The sequence below is a fragment of the Monoglobus pectinilyticus genome (genome assembly GCF_002874775.1).
Classification (GTDB): domain Bacteria; phylum Bacillota; class Clostridia; order Monoglobales; family Monoglobaceae; genus Monoglobus; species Monoglobus pectinilyticus.
In genome coordinates this window covers 997,225-1,014,683 of record NZ_CP020991.1, presented here as the reverse complement: position 1 = coordinate 1,014,683, position 17,459 = coordinate 997,225, and the positions used below count along the sequence as shown (strand labels likewise).

The following is a 17,459-nucleotide window of genomic DNA, read 5'->3' as shown; positions in this document are numbered from 1 at the left end:
CTGAAACTTAAGGGACAAAAAAGAACAGAAAAAATAAAAAAAGTTCAAAAAAAGTCTTGACAAGTAAAAACAAACATGGTATACTAATAAAGTTGCTGCGGTGCAGCGATGGAGCTTTCTAATAAAGAGATTTGTTTGAGAGCTAAGCAGATGTTTGAAAAATAAATAGTGAAAAAGCGGTAATAAAGATACATTTAGATGTACTTATTACGACAATTGCACAAGGTAAGAAACTCGCAAGAGTGGAGACTTTGTCAATTCCAAAAAAGTTTTAGCGAACTTTACAAGTTGCAGCTGCGGAACAAAGTTCTGCGGGGGTTAAGAATAAATCAAAAGCTTGCTTTTGATTTAAGAGGAGCTGCTGCGGAGCGAAGAGCATAAATTTGTTTACAAATTTATGGGGAAAGCGAAGCGGGCTGCGACGAACGTTAGTATTCGATAAGAGCTAACAAACAATCGAGTATATTGGTAGACGAGAGTCTGGATATATAACAATATTAATCGAGAGTTTGATCCTGGCTCAGGACGAACGCTGGCGGCGTGCCTAACACATGCAAGTCGAGCGAGAAATTTTTAACGGATCCCTTCGGGGAGAAGATAAGGATGGAAAGCGGCGGACGGGTGAGTAACGCGTGAGTAACCTGCCTTTAGGAGGGGGACAACATTCCGAAAGGGATGCTAATACCGCATAAAATTATTGTATCGCATGGTATAATAATCAAAGATTTATCGCCTAAAGATGGACTCGCGTCCGATTAGCTAGTTGGTGGGGTAAAAGCCTACCAAGGCGACGATCGGTAGCCGAACTGAGAGGTTGATCGGCCACATTGGGACTGAGACACGGCCCAGACTCCTACGGGAGGCAGCAGTGGGGGATATTGCGCAATGGGGGAAACCCTGACGCAGCAACGCCGCGTGAAGGAAGAAGGCCTTCGGGTTGTAAACTTCTTTAAGTGTGGAAGATAATGACGGTACACACAGAATAAGCCACGGCTAACTACGTGCCAGCAGCCGCGGTAATACGTAGGTGGCAAGCGTTGTCCGGATTTACTGGGTGTAAAGGGCGTGTAGGCGGGTAGACAAGTCAGATGTGAAATACCGGGGCTCAACTCCGGGGCTGCATTTGAAACTGTATATCTTGAGTGTCGGAGAGGAAAGCGGAATTCCTAGTGTAGCGGTGAAATGCGTAGATATTAGGAGGAACACCAGTGGCGAAGGCGGCTTTCTGGACGATAACTGACGCTGAGGCGCGAAAGCGTGGGGAGCAAACAGGATTAGATACCCTGGTAGTCCACGCCGTAAACGATGGATACTAGGTGTAGGAGGTATCGACCCCTTCTGTGCCGCAGTTAACACAATAAGTATCCCACCTGGGGAGTACGGTCGCAAGATTGAAACTCAAAGGAATTGACGGGGGCCCGCACAAGCAGTGGAGTATGTGGTTTAATTCGAAGCAACGCGAAGAACCTTACCAGGACTTGACATCCCACGCATAGCCTAGAGATAGGTGAAGTCCTACGGGACGTGGAGACAGGTGGTGCATGGTTGTCGTCAGCTCGTGTCGTGAGATGTTGGGTTAAGTCCCGCAACGAGCGCAACCCTTACTGTCAGTTACCATCATTAAGTTGGGGACTCTGGCAGGACTGCCGGTGACAAATCGGAGGAAGGTGGGGACGACGTCAAATCATCATGCCCCTTATGTCCTGGGCTACACACGTACTACAATGGCTGTTAACAAAGTGAAGCAAAGCAGTGATGTGGAGCAAAACACAAAAAGCAGTCTCAGTTCAGATTGTAGGCTGAAACTCGCCTATATGAAGTCGGAATTGCTAGTAATCGCAGATCAGCATGCTGCGGTGAATACGTTCCCGGGCCTTGTACACACCGCCCGTCACACCATGAGAGTCGATAACACCCGAAGCCTGTAGCTTAACCTTAGGGAGAGCGCAGTCGAAGGTGGGATTGATAATTAGGGTGAAGTCGTAACAAGGTAGCCGTATCGGAAGGTGCGGCTGGATCACCTCCTTTCTAAGGAGACCCCTTGGTTCTGAGAAGAGTAACGGAAGCGGAGAGCGGAAGTAAGAGAGTAAGGCATTGAGCCTGAAAATTATGGAAGAAGGAAGCGGAAGGAAGTAACGGAAGTTAGCCAAGAAATCCTAAGGTCGATGATTGAGGAAACTCAATCTCAAAAGACTTTTTCACTATTTGTTTTTCAACCATCTGAGAAGATAGGTTGAGATAAGAAACTTCTAATCTAAGCTGAGGTTTTCAATAAGAAAATAAAGCAAGTACGGATGGTTTCAATGCGGGCTGATAGCTCAGCAGGTTAGAGCACACGCCTGATAAGCGTGAGGTCGGTGGTTCGAGTCCACTTCAGCCCACCACTTTTATTGCTACAAAGTGGTTTTAAATTTAATATCCCATGGGGGTGTAGCTCAGCTGGGAGAGCACCTGCCTTGCAAGCAGGGGGTCAGGAGTTCGATTCTCCTCATCTCCACCAGGAACTTATAGTTCCAAATTTCAACCATCTGAAAAAGAAAGGTTGAGAAGATGTTTGAAAATTGAATAAAGAGAAGAGTAAGGAGTAATGATTAGAAATAATTATGAAAGATACTTTGACGTAGTATATGATACAGGTCATATATTACGGAAAAATGATGAGTATTTATGAAAATAGATACAAGATCAGGTTTTTTCAGAAAAGAACGCGCGTATGAAGAGATTCATACAAGGGTAACTGGGAATGCAGCGACTAGAGATAGGAGCTGTAAAAAAACTATTCTAAGAAAGTATTAACAAAACTTACTCACATGATTAAAATTAATCGAAAGATTAATCGCTAAGGAGAACTAAATAGCGACCGTGAAATAGTAATATTTCACTACAAAGCGGAGCAAACAAGAGTTGAAACTCAGTACTCCCGCAAAACTTGTTTTGTGGGAAGAGGAGGAGCAACGAAGCGGTGAAGATTTACGGCGAAGCCGTAAACGGAACAGCGAAGTTTGCGACGACGAAGGTCAAGCGAAGAAGAGCACATGGAGAATGCCTTGGCATTAGGAGCCGAAGAAGGACGTGACAAGCTGCGATAAGCTGCGGGAAGGTGCAAATGACTATAGATCCGCAGATTTCCGAATGGGGAAACCCGGCAAAGCAATACTTTGTCAGCATATACTGAATAAATAGGTATATGTGGGGAGACCCGCTGAACTGAAACATCTAAGTAGGCGGAGGAAGAGAAATCAAAAGAGATTTTCTGAGTAGCGGCGAGCGAAAGGGAAAGAGGCCAAACCGATGGTAGTAATACTGTCGGGGTTGAGGACTGCGAAACGCATTCGGAGTTGATAGTAGAATTGACTGGGAAGTCAAGCCAAAGAGGGTAAGAGCCCCGTAAACGAAATTGACGAAGAGCGAGCAGGATCCAGAGTACTGCCGGACACGAGAAACCCGGTGGGAAGCAGGGTAGACCACTATCCAAGCCTAAATACTACCTAATGACCGATAGAGAAGCAGTACCGTGAGGGAAAGGTGAAAAGAACCCCGGGAGGGGAGTGAAAGAGAACCTGAAACCGTGTGCTTACAAGCAGTCGGAGCACGTTAAAGTGTGACGGCGTACTTTTTGTAGAACGGTCCGGCGAGTGTATGTATGTAGCAAGGTTAAGAGCTTAAGGTTCGAAGCCGCAGGGAGACCGAGTCTGAATAGGGCGAAAGAGTTGCATGTATACGACCCGAAACCGAGTGACCTACCCATGGACAGGTTGAAGCTAGAGTAAAATCTGGTGGAGGACCGAACCCACGTATGTTGAAAAATGCGGGGATGAGCTGTGGGTAGCGGAGAAATTCCAATCGAACTCGGATATAGCTGGTTCTCCCCGAAATAGCTTTAGGGCTAGCCTCGGATTAGTTTAGCGGAGGTAAAGCACTGAATGGGCTAGGGGGCGTATAGCTTACTGAACCCTATCAAACTCAGAATGCCGCAAAAATGATGTCCGGGAGTCAGACTACGGGAGATAAGTTTCGTGGTCGAAAGGGAAACAGCCCAGACCCACAGCTAAGGTCCCAAAATAGGTTTAAGTGGAAAAGGATGTCTAGTTGCAGAGACAACTAGGACGTTGGCTTAGAAGCAGCCATACATTTAAAGAGTGCGTAATAGCTCACTAGTCGAGTGAATAGGCGCCGAAAATTTAACGGGGCTAAAACCTATACCGAAGCTTGGGAATGTAACTTAGGTTACATTGGTAGGGGAGCATTCTATTATAGGGAGAAGCATGACCGGAAGGACATGTGGACGAGATAGAAGAGAGAATGCCGGAATGAGTAGCGAGAATTATGTGAGAATCATAATGGTCGAAAACCTAAGGTTTCTTGAGGAAGGTTCGTCCGCTCAAGGTAAGCCGGGAGCTAAGGCGAGGCCGAAAGGCGTAGTCGATGCACATACGGTAGAAATTCCGTAGCCACCGAAATTGTTAAGCACAGGGACGCAGGAACATAATCCAACCGCACCGATGGTCGAGTGCGGCGAAAGGGAGCGAAAATTAAGTAGCGAAGTGGATGATTGTACACTGACGAGAAAAGCTGTGTGTATTGATGAGGTGCCCGTACCGTAAACCGACACAGGTGGGTGAGGAGAGAATCCTAAGACCAGCGGGAGAAGTGTTGTTAAGGAACTCGGCAAATTGACCCCGTAACTTCGGGAAAAGGGGTGCCTGCTAGCGCAGGCCGCAGAGAATAGGCCCAAGCGACTGTTTAGCAAAAACACAGGTCTCTGCTAAATCGAAAGATGAAGTATAGGGGCTGACGCCTGCCCGGTGCCGGAAGGTTAAGAGGAGGACTTAGCGCAAGCGAAGGTCTGAATTGAAGCCCCGGTAAACGGCGGCCGTAACTATAACGGTCCTAAGGTAGCGAAATTCCTTGTCAGGTAAGTTCTGACCCGCACGAATGGCGTACCGATTTGGGCACTGTCTCAACAACACACCCGGTGAATTGTAGTACCGGTGAAGATGCCGGTTACCCGCGAATAGACGGAAAGACCCCATGGAGCTTTACTGTAACTTGATATTGGATTTTGGTATTGCATGTACAGGATAGGTGGGAGACAGAGAAGCACAGACGCCAGTTTGTGTGGAGTCAATGTTGGGATACCACTCTTGTGATACTGGAATTCTAACCTGCGGCCGTGAAACCGGTCGGGGGACAATGTCTGGTGGACAGTTTGACTGGGGCGGTCGCCTCCTAAAGAGTAACGGAGGCGTTCAAAGGTTAGCTCAGTACGGTCAGAAATCGTACGAAGAGTGCAAACGCAAAAGCAAGCCTAACTGCGAGACGAACAGGTCGAGCAGTAACGAAAGTTGGAGTTAGTGATCCGGCGGTAAGAGAGTGGAATTGCCGTCGCTCAACGGATAAAAGCTACCCTGGGGATAACAGGCTGATCTCCCCCAAGAGTCCATATCGACGGGGAGGTTTGGCACCTCGATGTCGGCTCATCGCATCCTGGAGCTGGAGTCGGTTCCAAGGGTTGGGCTGTTCGCCCATTAAAGCGGTACGCGAGCTGGGTTCAGAACGTCGCGAGACAGTTCGGTCCCTATCTGTCGCGGGCGCAGGAAATTTGAAGGGAGCTGTCCTTAGTACGAGAGGACCGGGATGGACGTACCACTGGTGTACCAGTTGTCTTGCCAAAGGCACGGCTGGGTAGCTAAGTACGGAAGGAATAAACGCTGAAGGCATCTAAGCGTGAAGTCCCCCCTAAGATAAGATTTCCCATTCTTTAAAAGAAGTAAGACCCCACGTAGACTATGTGGTTGATAGGTCGGAGGTGTAAGTGTGGTAACACATTAAGCTGACCGATACTAATAGGTCGAGGGCTTGACCTAAAAGACATAGGAAGTAAGGCGAGAGTTTTATGAACTATGTTGTGAGTAAGAAAGCTTCTTACTTTCTCTTTTCAATTGAAAAACATAATATATTAGTTTGTATAACATACACTTTTAAAAAAGTGTAGTCATATTTGGTGGCAATAGCGAGAAGGTCACACCTGTACCCATACCGAACACAGAAGTTAAGCTCTCAGCGCTGAAAATACTTGGCGGGTGACTGCCCGGGAACATAAGACGCTGCCAAAACATATCAGAGCACTTGAACGAAAGTTCAGGTGCTTTTTTTATGCTCGAACAAATAATATATTGAATTGCTGTCTCTGCATCTGAATGATGTGTGTTATGAGATACCAATAAATTGTTAAGCTGTGATGGATAGTGACCGCACTTAAAAAGTGTGTATAATGAAACTAGCTTGTTATATCAAAACTGCAATATCAATTGTGGCTGTACTTTTGTTTAATTTATGATGGAATTAAATCATATATTTATGAACGGTTTTAAAATATGTATTTGTATGAAGTATAATATATGCGAAATATTTGTATAAGATTTGTGAGACATAAGTTATGTTATTTGTATATTGAACACTGCGTGTTCAGATGATGGCTCACCTAACGCGGCGCATAAATGCGCCCTTCCGATGTTCGCAAACACACTTTTTTTACTCTATTATTTATGTAGATGTAGTATACTTTTTAAAGTGCGTATAATGAAACTAGCTTATTTTATCAAGCCTGCAATGTCAATTGTTGCTACACTTTTGTTTAATATTATATAATATATATGCTAATAATTAACTCAGTTATCATATAATATATTACACGACTGTGATGTATCGTGGCGGAATTAATTTTATATTTATAAATGGTCTTAAAATAGGTATTTGTATGAAGTATAATATATACGAAATATTTGTATACGCATATATATTGTACTTAATAAAAATATCATAATCTATATGAAATAATTCATATATTTGAATTATTTATATTAGTGTAGCTTTATATGTAATTAGTTAAAGTGCTATAAAAATTGATAAGTTTAAATAAATTATAAGTATGTATATAGATTAAAAATCTTTTTCATCCCGTGGGTATGTTCTTTGTCATATTTCTAAAATGTTAGAAATTTCTGTTTGTTTTAATTCCAATAATTATATACTTATTTTAATCTTTTTAAATATATTTTACCTAATATTTAATATAAATTAATATAGCTTTATTTTATAAATTTTCTGATTTTTTATCATGTTCATCATTATTAAAGTAGAAAGAGGGCAAATTAAGATTAAGCAAGTCACCGGGTTTGACCTCTAAAATATCGGCGATATTAAAGAGAATTTCTAAAGAAAATGATGAAGTTATATTAGGGGCTTCAATGGAACTAAGATGTGAACGGCTAATATGTGTTTTCTCAGCAAGTTCATGTTGAGTATAACCCTTAGCTTTTCTCAAAGCAGAAATCATTAATCCCAGTTCCACAAATCGGTCTCTGTTTTCAAAACCAACTTCTTTACGTATTATATGCACTCCTTGTTAATTATTAAAATATAATAAATATATTTAACTGCGTGTTTGTTTAATAATTTACATCATATGTATATTTATTCATCTGTGCAAATTATTAAATTTGACTTTTACAATATTTTAATATGATACTAATATGAAATGTAAATAGTTGTTAGTATCGAAATACCATTTAAATTATTATATTTACTATAAGTATCTTAACATAAAAAGAAATAAAAGATTACATTTATAAATGTAATTTTTTATTTTTATAATGATAATATGAAAATATTGTAAATAACGAATTATAAATATTTTAAATTGATAATGGGGTTTAGGCAATAATTTAATGAGACAAAGTTAATAGCAGAGGTTTGGGGGGAAGTTCAGGCGGTGGCTCCTCAAATGTTAAGGACAACTATTTTAAAGTCACTTTTAACTTAAATTATGAAGATGTTGTGCTGGCTCCGAACTCGCAGTAAGTAAAATGGCGAATATGTGCTGGAATCTGATACGCCTGATAGGTATGGGTTTTCATTAATATGCTGGTTTAAGGAGTTCAATTTTACTGACAAGTTTGATTTTTCTCCAGAAACCGTTAATTCAAATTTGAATATTTATGCTGGTTGTGCTAATTACAGGGATATTCAGCAATAGATGTTAATTATAAAAAAAATAATAAATTACAAATTTCAAAATCTTGGCTCAGGAGGATACAAATGATTTTTAAATTCAAACGTTTTATTTTGTGTTTATTTGTTTTGATAGTTTCATTGTTTTGTGTTTATCCGACTTATGCAAGCGTAAGCGGTGATGCTGTAAAAATTAATGGTGAGACATATAGGATTACATCTAGTAAAAATATAAATGTATATATAGAAAGAAGCAAGATAAATTTTGATGTTGAACCAATAATTATTGAGAACAGAACAATGGTGCCTCTGCGCTTTTTAGCGAATGCCATAGGGATTAAAGATAATAAAATTATTTATGATGAGACCGAGCAAAGCGTGATATTAGAGTATAATGGCAAAACAATAAAATTGATTGTCGGAGACAAAAATGCCTTAATTGATATTGATGAAGTTGAACTTGATGTTCCGGCCGTTGAACTTAACAACAGAGTATTAGTTCCCCTTCGTTTTGTCTGTGAGACGTTCGGATATAATGTTGATTATGGCGAGACAGAAACCAGTATGAACATTTTTATGAAAAAAAGAAACAGCCCCACTAATTTGTAAAAATACTAAAAGCGCCTTGAAACCGATTCACCGGTTTCAAGGGCGTTTTTTATTTAAACCGGCATTTGTTTTAATCATTATATCCATTAAAAATTATTATACCGGAAATAAGTCTTGACTTTATAATTATTATATCATAATATAGACAATGTGTATAATTTTATATAATTACATATGGGGGTAAATATGGTAGTTGGTTTTGCTTTATTGTTTGCTGCCGGAATTTTTCAGGGAAGCTTTGGTTTGGGGTATAAAAATTATAAACCGTTTTCTTGGGCGGCATTTTGGGGGATATATTGTCTGCTGTGTATGGTGACGGTAATAGGAGTTGCATGGATTCAGGTGCCGTCTTTGCCGGAGTTTATAAAATATTATAAAATACTGCCTGTATTTTGCGGTATGCTGTGGGGAATTTCAGCTGTTGGATTTTCTAAAGCTATTGATAAAATCGGAATGTCTATGGTATATGGAATATCTATGGGGATTTCAACAATCGTTGGGTCTGTTATGCCGATGATATTAAATTCTGCACTCCCTGTTGGAAGCGATGCGGTTAAACTGTATATCGGCCTTATTTTGACTGTTATCGGAGTAATTATTATTACTGTTGCAGGTGTAAGGCGTGACGGAGGGGCAAAAGGATCTGCCTTAGGATACCTGCTTTCCATTCTTTCCGGCTTAGGTTCCGGAGCGATGAATATAGGGTTTAACGGATCTGAGGTTTTGGGATATGAGTTAATGGCTTTAGATTATTCCCAGTTAGCTATTTCAGCGGTGAAATGGCTGCCTGTGCTTGTCGGCGGATGTATTATGGGGATGATTTGGTGTATCTGTGAATTATTTATAAGAAAGGAATGGTATACCGTTAAACTAAAAGGCTCCGCCGTTAGGTCGGCAAAATTGTTTATTGTGAGTATGATATGGTATGCAGCATTGTTATTATATGGGCTTTCTATAATAATTTTGGGAGAAAAATACAGCTCTGTTGGATGGATTCTGTTTAACGCTTTAGCACTAATAATTTCTACTGCCTGGGGGCTGAAAACCGGGGAATGGAGAAATCACTCCAAGAAGCTGCTGTTTATAGGATGCGCTGTTTTAATTGCGGCGTGGATGTTTATATAAAAGTCAATTTATAATAATTTACGATTTGATAATTGTTTGTTTAATCACAGGCAATTATCAATTTTTTATATATAATTTCGGGCAGTATAATACCGAGCGGATTAAAACATCAAAGAATATAGCTGTATGTTATTGTTTATATTAATTTAAATATTTAAATATATCCGGTTTCTTTATCAATGTGACATATGTGCAGGATTTTAATACATATGTTTTATTATATTATATGGTCAGTATATAAACATATAATATTTTAAAACAGCCGAAATACTTTTAAAGTATAATTATAGTTTTTTATTTTATTTTTTCAAATGTGATATTTATCATTGTCTTCCAGTCTATTCGTGTGTTATAATAATATTATTGCATAGATATTTTAATTTTATAGTATTAATATGAAATAAATATGTTGTTGGGGCAAAATTTTATATATATTAAGTTATAAAATAAGACATGAGGTGTATTATGATTAATGAAATAAATGAACTGTCTTTATCCCAAAACGGTAGTTTAAGCGCAAAAGATTTACGATTATTTTTACTAAAAAATTTTCATAATAAGAAATACATTTTATCATGCGATTCGAGAAAGAGTGTGTTTGAAAATGATATTGAATACATTATTAAACTGATAGAAGATAATACATATATGATTAGGGATATGATAAATTCTGTTATAAAATATGAAGAACTGAAACCTGAAAGCCTGGATATTCTACACAAGGTCAATGCATCAATGGGAACTACTTATCTCAGGCTGAGAAACCTATGCGAGCTGCTGATGAGTAAAAATGAGGCTGCTCTTTATAAAAAAACTAAGGTAAGCCTGGTAAAATATATGAATGAGTTTATAAACACCGTTCATAATAATCTGCCTGTAACTGTGAGCAAGAATATTCATCTTAGAAATAATATGAGGAGCGAGGCGCTAGTAAGCGTTGATATAACGCGGCTTACACATATACTTGTTAATTTGCTGGTAAATTCAATAGTTCACAGTCACTCAGAAAACGGTCGGGTGGATATTATCGTAAATAATTTCTCAAATGAAAATACCGTTGCTGTTTCTGTAGTGGATTACGGTATTGGAGTTGATATAGAAAAAATCAAATCATTTTTAAACCGTGACAATATAAGTATTTTCGGAAAGAATAACGGATTGCTCAGATCTTATAAAGGTTATGGCTTAATAGTGTGTCAAAAACTTGCCAGCAGTATGAACGGTAAAATATTGGTATCAAATATAAAGGAAGGCGGTTCGGTATTTAGTTTAATTCTCAAAACTGATATAGGTGAGGACAAAGATGGAGTTGTTCCTCTTCGAGATGTTCTGAGCTATGGAAAAGATTTAGTGGATACAAGCTTGATTGCGTTATCATTATTTGGTGCCTTTAAAAATGAAACTGTTTATCTGTCATAAAAAAACTGCGGCAAGACGATTTATATAGATAAAGATATAAGAAAATTAGTTATTAATACAAACGCTTGAATTTCGGTCTTCTTCAGCCGATTTCAGGCGTTTATTTCTTATTATAGTATTTTTACATTTTTCAGATCTGGTTTTTTATTTAATAATTTTAAAATACCTCTTGACAAATTATACTATGCGTGATATAGTATCATGTGAAAGGAGGTATTTCATGTGGATGTACAATTAAAGCGCGGAATATTAGAGATTTGTGTGTTAGCGTCTGTCAAAGGTGAAGATTCATATGGATACAAAATTATAAAGGATATACAGCCATATATGGAGATTTCTGAATCTACTTTGTATCCAATACTTAAGCGCCTTGAAAGTTCGGGATGTCTTACTCATTATTCGGTTGAGCATAACGGAAGACTGAGAAAGTATTACCAAATAACTAAAGAGGGGATTGAGCGTATTAATGTATTTATATATGAATGGCCAAATGTGACGAGAGCGTATGATTTTATAAAGGAGGCGGTTAAAAATGATGAATAAGGATGAGTTTTTAAATGATTTGCGTCATGCTTTAAAGGGGTTGCCTTATGAAGAGGTAAATAAGACTTTGGATTATTATTCGGAACTGATTGATGACGCTGTTGAGGACGGCGCCGACGAGAAAACATTTATCGCAGGTCTTGAGGACGCGGATACAATAGCAGGACGGATTACTGACGAGACGTCAATACGAAAGCTTGTAGCCCGGGAGGTTAAGGGGAAGCGGTTTAGTGTTCCTGCGATTATATTGATTATTGTCGGGTCTCCGATATGGCTTTCAATCTTGATAGCGGTTGCCGCGTCATTACTGGCGCTGTATGTATCTGTTTGGTCTGTTGTTGTATCATTGTTCGCCGCAGACGTTGCGTTTGCTGCTTCAGCTGTTTTAGCCGTTATTGCTATGCCTTTTGTGTTTGTTGAGAGTATAGCAAAAGCTTTGTTTTTTCTTGGTACGGCAATTGCTTGTGCAGGTTTAGCGATACTTGGATTTTTTGGCTGTGTATGGTGCGCTAAAAAACTAATACAGTTCACAATGTTTATAGTCAGAAAAATCAAGTATAAATTTATACGCAAGGAGGCTGAGAGAATATGAAGAAGTTAATCATTACAGCGTGTATTTTATTTGTTTCGGGAATAATTATTGCCGGCGCGTCTATTGCGGGCGGGGCTTTTGAACCAGTTGACCTGAAGGCGCAAAGCGTAGAGTTTAACGCTTCGGATATAACTGCTATGGATATTGATTCCGTCCTTGACAGAGTAGAAATATCAGGATACAGCGGTGAAAAGGTTAGAGTTACTTATAGTGAAGACTTAAAGCGAAGCTGCAGTGTTTCAGTTGAAAACGGAATTTTGAAAGTTGACTATAAATATGGTTCAAAGTGGTATGACAACCTTTTCAGTATTAATATCGCAACATATGTTGTAAATATAGAAATTCCGCAGGGGCAGATTCAGAACTTTGATATTGACGCCGGTAACAGCGATGTAAGTTTGGAAAGTTTAAACGGAAGTTTAAAGTATATTGGCAAAAGCGGCAGAGTAAGTATGGAGGACTGCGCTTTTTCGGATTTCAAACTGGAAATTGACAGCGGAGATATCAGTATCTTAAATTCTACAGCCGGTCAGAGCGGGAGCAGTGCTGTTATTACAAGCGGATATGGGAACATATATATTGATAATTCAGTCTTTTCAAATACTCAAATCAAAAACACTTATGGAAATTTGAAGCTTACAGAAGATAGCTTTGAAAATCTTTCTGTTGACGCTAAAAGTGGAAATATGATGTTAAGCAGTATTAAAGTTTCTGATACAATTGAAAGCAAACGCGCGTACGGAAACTTTATAATGGAGGACGTTTCATGCAGAGCTTTAATAGACGCAAGCGATAACGGCGATGTTAAATTTGATAATTTGACCTCAGATTATATTGACCTTAAATCTAAAAATGGAAATATAAGAGGAAATATAAATGGTGCTCAGACGGAGTATATAATAACATCCAACAGCAAATACGGCAATAATAATTTGGGCAGCGCTGTGAACAGCGGAGATAAGAGACTTAACGCCGAAACTGACAGCGGAAATATTATTATAGAGTTTGAAAAATAAACTGTTTTATTTAGCCGGTTCAAAAATATCAGGGTGAATAAAATGGCAGCCGCTTTGTTAGGACAGAAAAAATGAAAGGTTTTTAATTTTCTAATAAATGAATAGAAAAAAATAAGACTTCATTATAATGAACTTACCCCCAAAAAGGTAGACCGAAAATATAACAATTTAAGGTCAGTTCATATTGTTTGAAGTCTTATTTTTATTTAATATCATAATTAATTTGAGACATTTTATAGATTGGCTAACAAATTTGTTTAGTAAATACCTGTTATTATCTTATTATTCTAATTTGGTATTTGTGTTTGCAGTTTTAAAGATTTTTTGCCGGTATGTATTATAAAGTATCCATATGCTGTTGTTAAAATTCCTGCAATTATATAGCTTATTGTCCAGGAAAGGTTAAACCCAATCTGAGCGTTAAGAATAAAGCTTGTGATAATAAACGCGTAGAACATTCCGGGAATAATTGCGAGAATATATGGCTTTTTGTTCTGTATAAAATAAATGGCAATCATAGCGAATGCAAATATTGCTATTGTTTGATTTGCCCAAGCAAAATACCGCCAAAGTATATTGAATCCGTCAGCATTCAGTTTTGAGAATAAAAGCAGTGCCGCCACAAGCACAAAAATTGCCAGTGATACCATCAATCTGTTTCTTTTTTTTGACTGGTCAATATGCAGGGCGTCTGAAACCATTAGTCTTAAAGAGCGAAGCGCGGTGTCACCTGATGTTATAGGAAGGACAATAACGCCTATTATCGCAATCATTCCGCCTATTCTGCCAAGAAGGCTGTTGGCAACTATACCAACAACGTTAGTCGCCGGGGTGTCAGCGTTGGCAAGTCCAAGATTCATAACTCCCATTGCAGCCGCAGCCCAGGTCATAGCAATAAAACCTTCAGCAATCATCATATTGTAAAAGGTCATTCTGCCCTCTTTTTCATTGCCTATTGTCCTTGAGATAAGGGTGGCTTGTGTGGAGTGAAATCCAGATACTATGCCGCAGGCTACGGTTACAAAAAAGATTGGAATAAAATGCAGACCTTTGGGATGTATGCCGACAACTCCAGTAGACCAGATTTCATTCAGCGGATAGCCTTTAATAAAAAGTCCCGCAAATACGCCTAAAGCGGACAAAATCAGTACAGCCCCAAAGATAGGGTAAACTCTGCCTATTATTTTGTCTATAGGAAACAGGGTTGCAATTATGTAATAAACAAATATTGCACCGTAAACAATCCAAATAACTGGATTTGAAAATCCACTGTTACCTTTCAAAATTTCGGTTACAAATAAGTCGCCAGGAGTATAGATAAAAACAGCTCCGACCAAAAGCATTAGCAAACAGACAAATATGTTATATACAACATAAATATGCTTACCTAAAAATTGCTGAATAAGTGACGGCATTTGTTTTCCGTCATTCCTTACGGAAATCATTCCGCTCATATAGTCATGAAACGCTCCCCCTATTACACAACCGATAGGTATAGTGATGAATGCAATAGGACCAAATAAAATTCCTTGAATCGGACCTAATATAGGACCGGTTCCGGCAATATTTAAGAGTTGTATCAAGCTGTTTTTCCACTTTTTCATAGGAACAAAATCTACTCCGTCATTCAACATTACTGCCGGAGTTGTTCTATCATCAGGTTTAAATATTTTCTCGCAGACCTTTCCGTAAACAGCTCCGCCGGCAATAAGAATAATTAATCCGGCTATAAAAGTAATCATAGTCATACCTGCCTTTTTATAATATATTTAAAAGTTTAATAATTTTAGATTTATTGTAATTCGCTTTGTATCAAATTTATATAGGCCGAAAGTTCGTCAAAGAACCGTTAATATAAGCGTTAAAATATGAAAAATTCAATTACTGAGCGTCGAAATACGTTTGAATGAATACTATAAAATAAGTTAAATAAACATAGATTTAAAGCTTTACTTCATCAGACAAAAATTAATACCTAATTATTATATAAAATTTGTCTTATAATGTCAATTGCTTTATAGTCAAATGTCTGCTTGAATTTTAATATAAAATAATGTATTATAATATGATATGATAGTAAATCATAAAAAGAAGGATTTTTGTATCTAAATATTATTGGGAAACGGATAAGTGTTATTATGATTAAAGTATTTTTATTGGGTGATTCGATAGTTACCGCATATGGTAAAGACAGTGAAAATTTTATAGGGGGCTGGGGCGACCATTTAGGAAGTTTTTTTGATGATAAATTTGTTTCGGTTATTTCATGCGCGGAAGGCGGTGAAAGCTCCAGAAGTTTTTTAAATGACGGCAGATTTATAGATAATGGACTCTTTACTAAAGAAATGTTTCCTCAAGGGGTAGGCCCGTGTTATGAACTAATAAGAGAAGGAGATTTTGTATTTATTCAATTTTGCCATAATGATGATGATTCTGCCAGACATGAAAAAAGAGAACTAAGACACACGCCGCTCGGAACGCCTGATTCTAATGGAATTTATCCCACAGTTTTGCCAATTGGAAACACGCCTTATTCTTTTGAGTGCGGAGCGACTTATAAGGGCTATTTAAAATTTTATATTGATAAAATAAGAAAGCGCGGTGCAGCGCCTGTTTTGCTCACACCTCCTCCAAGAGGTGTTTTTAAAGATGGAAAAATCGCTTCAGTTCCCGGTAATCACGGAGGGACAGACGAATTCGGAGAATATGCCTATATCAGAGCAATTCGTCAGGTTGGCGAAACGGAAGACGTCACTGTGCTGGAGTTGTTTGAAAGGTCAAAAAACTATATTAACAGTATTGGGGAAGAGAATTTCAAATACTTGCAGTCATTAAAAGACGGTTCAGGAAACACCATAGGCGAATCAAGATACGGCAGGCCTAAAGCCTGGCCTCAGGACTATAATGAAATAATGCAGTCAGGAGAATTCGGAGAGATTGACAATACGCATCAAAACAGATTTGGTTCTTTTGTTTATGCGGGTTTTATTGCAGAAGAGATAAGAGAAAAGATACCAACTCTGGCAAAGTTTTTGTTAGAAGAGTCAAGCAAAAATGTTCCGCCGCCGGAAGGTTTTAGATTATAAAAATAAATTAAATTTGCTGAGTTTATATAATCTGATACGTTATAATTTTCATATATAACTTTGGAACTCTTTTAAACTGTTATATTAAAAAATAAATTTGCAGTGATTATAAGCATAGCCAAAACTAGAATATGTATTAAGAATTAAGTTAAAATATATACAAAGTCTTTACTGGACACACAATAAAAATGGAAAGACTACAATAAAGCGGTCAGAAGTGTTAGGGCCATCTAGCATAAAATTTTTATATTTATTTTTATTATATACCTCAACTTTTCTATGCACTTTATTGTTTCATTTTCAATTATTTCCGTATATACAGTGTTTATAGTGAACATCGGTAGGGCAGACGACGTCTGCCTCGTTAGGTGAACTACCATCTCACGCAAAGCGTGAATATATTTAGAATAGTTTGTTATAAACCTTTCTAATTACAAGTTTTCCGCGACTGCGCGCCTTACGCGGCGTACTTCGCACGCCCTACCGATGCTTGCTATACCACATTTTTATAAAATTTTTATATTTATTTTTATTATAAACGTCAACTTTTCTATACACTTTATTGTTTCATTTTCAATTATTTCCGTATATACAGTGTTTATAGTGAACATCGGTAGGGCAGACGACGTCTGCCTCGTTAGGTGAACTACCATCTCACGCAAAGCGTGAATATATTTAGAATAGTTTGTTATAAACCTTTCTAATTACAAGTTTTCCGCGACTGCGCGCCTTACGCGGCGTACTTCGCACGCCCTACCGATGCTTGCTATACCACATTTTTATAGAATTTTAATATTTATTTTTATTATATACCTAAACTTTTCGATAAACTTTATTGTTCATTTTCAATTATTTCCGTATATACAGTGTTTATAGTGAACATCGGTAGGGCAGACGACGTCTGCCTCGTTAGGTGAACTACCATCTCACGCAAAGCGTGAATATATTTAGAATAGTTTGTTATAAACCTTTCTAATTACAAGTTTTCCGCGACTGCGCGCCTTACGCGGCGTACTTCGCACGCCCTACCGATGCTTGCTATACCACATTTTTATA

Annotated in this window: 9 protein-coding genes, 2 tRNA genes and 3 rRNA genes; 12 read left to right on the top strand and 2 right to left on the bottom strand. The window is 38.2% G+C overall.

Translation table 11 applies throughout. The annotated features are described in order from the left end of the window. Positions 1–497: 497 nt before the first annotated feature. From B9O19_RS04555 to rrf, 5 genes are all read left to right on the top strand, one after another. A 16S ribosomal RNA gene (locus B9O19_RS04555) occupies positions 498–2,028 on the top strand. Positions 2,029–2,307: 279 nt separating this feature from the next. Then, positions 2,308–2,384, top strand: a tRNA-Ile gene (locus tag B9O19_RS04550). Positions 2,385–2,424: 40 nt separating this feature from the next. After that, a tRNA-Ala gene (locus tag B9O19_RS04545) sits at positions 2,425–2,500 on the top strand. Positions 2,501–3,015: 515 nt separating this feature from the next. Continuing rightward, positions 3,016–5,867, top strand: a 23S ribosomal RNA gene (locus tag B9O19_RS04540). 133 nt (positions 5,868–6,000) lie between these two features. After that, a 5S ribosomal RNA gene (gene rrf / locus B9O19_RS04535) occupies positions 6,001–6,116 on the top strand. The 16S, 23S and 5S rRNA genes sit together here with 2 tRNA genes alongside, the layout of an rRNA operon. 980 nt (positions 6,117–7,096) lie before the next feature. Here the strand turns inward: rrf and B9O19_RS04530 are convergent. Then, on the bottom strand, positions 7,097–7,354 hold the full coding sequence (locus B9O19_RS04530; protein WP_306560578.1) for a helix-turn-helix domain-containing protein: 258 nt from the start codon (positions 7,352–7,354) through the stop codon (positions 7,097–7,099). Between the two features lie 746 nt (positions 7,355–8,100). On the opposite strand from B9O19_RS04530, the gene B9O19_RS04525 reads away from it, so the two are divergent. The 6 genes from B9O19_RS04525 to B9O19_RS04500 all read left to right on the top strand — a co-directional run bounded on the left by B9O19_RS04525 (position 8,101) and on the right by B9O19_RS04500 (position 13,317). Continuing rightward, positions 8,101–8,622 carry a copper amine oxidase N-terminal domain-containing protein gene (locus B9O19_RS04525; RefSeq protein ID WP_102365304.1) on the top strand — a complete coding sequence of 174 codons (522 nt, stop codon included), beginning with the start codon at positions 8,101–8,103 and terminating at the stop codon, positions 8,620–8,622. Between the two features lie 186 nt (positions 8,623–8,808). After that, on the top strand, positions 8,809–9,747 hold the full coding sequence (locus tag B9O19_RS04520) for an L-rhamnose/proton symporter RhaT (RefSeq protein ID WP_158648914.1): 939 nt from the start codon (positions 8,809–8,811) through the stop codon (positions 9,745–9,747). A gap of 465 nt (positions 9,748–10,212) precedes the next feature. Then, positions 10,213–11,166 carry a sensor histidine kinase gene (locus B9O19_RS04515; RefSeq protein ID WP_158648913.1) on the top strand — a complete coding sequence of 318 codons (954 nt, stop codon included), beginning with the start codon at positions 10,213–10,215 and terminating at the stop codon, positions 11,164–11,166. Positions 11,167–11,388: 222 nt separating this feature from the next. After that, positions 11,389–11,709: a PadR family transcriptional regulator gene (locus B9O19_RS04510; RefSeq protein ID WP_102365301.1), complete on the top strand. Its 321-nt coding sequence runs from the start codon at positions 11,389–11,391 to the stop codon at positions 11,707–11,709. Next, the gene (locus B9O19_RS04505) at positions 11,699–12,301 is read left to right on the top strand and encodes a DUF1700 domain-containing protein (protein WP_102365300.1); all 603 of its coding nucleotides are present in this window, start codon (positions 11,699–11,701) and stop codon (positions 12,299–12,301) included. The genes B9O19_RS04510 and B9O19_RS04505 overlap by 11 nt, the downstream gene beginning before the upstream one ends. Continuing rightward, positions 12,298–13,317 (top strand): DUF4097 family beta strand repeat-containing protein, encoded by a 1,020-nt coding sequence (locus B9O19_RS04500; RefSeq protein ID WP_102365299.1) that lies wholly within the window; start codon positions 12,298–12,300, stop codon positions 13,315–13,317. The genes B9O19_RS04505 and B9O19_RS04500 overlap by 4 nt, the downstream gene beginning before the upstream one ends. Positions 13,318–13,604: 287 nt before the next feature. Here B9O19_RS04500 and B9O19_RS04495 read toward each other — a convergent pair whose 3' ends face one another. Further along, positions 13,605–15,059: a carbon starvation CstA family protein gene (locus B9O19_RS04495; protein WP_102365298.1), complete on the bottom strand. Its 1,455-nt coding sequence runs from the start codon at positions 15,057–15,059 to the stop codon at positions 13,605–13,607. 396 nt (positions 15,060–15,455) lie between these two features. Between B9O19_RS04495 and B9O19_RS04490 the strand changes: the two genes are divergently transcribed. Further along, positions 15,456–16,403, top strand: a complete 948-nt coding sequence (locus B9O19_RS04490) for an SGNH/GDSL hydrolase family protein (protein ID WP_102365297.1) — start codon at positions 15,456–15,458, stop codon at positions 16,401–16,403. Positions 16,404–17,459: the final 1,056 nt, after the last annotated feature.

Bases quoted from the DNA above. Each gene is read 5' to 3' on its own strand.
- B9O19_RS04525 (WP_102365304.1), top strand. From the start codon at position 8,101: ATGATTTTTAAATTCAAACGTTTTATTTTGTGTTTATTTGTTTTGATA.
- B9O19_RS04520 (WP_158648914.1), top strand. From the start codon at position 8,809: ATGGTAGTTGGTTTTGCTTTATTGTTTGCTGCCGGAATTTTTCAGGGA.
- B9O19_RS04515 (WP_158648913.1), top strand. From the start codon at position 10,213: ATGATTAATGAAATAAATGAACTGTCTTTATCCCAAAACGGTAGTTTA.
- B9O19_RS04505 (WP_102365300.1), top strand. From the start codon at position 11,699: ATGATGAATAAGGATGAGTTTTTAAATGATTTGCGTCATGCTTTAAAG.
- B9O19_RS04500 (WP_102365299.1), top strand. From the start codon at position 12,298: ATGAAGAAGTTAATCATTACAGCGTGTATTTTATTTGTTTCGGGAATA.
- B9O19_RS04495 (WP_102365298.1), bottom strand. From the start codon at position 15,059: ATGATTACTTTTATAGCCGGATTAATTATTCTTATTGCCGGCGGAGCT.
- B9O19_RS04490 (WP_102365297.1), top strand. From the start codon at position 15,456: ATGATTAAAGTATTTTTATTGGGTGATTCGATAGTTACCGCATATGGT.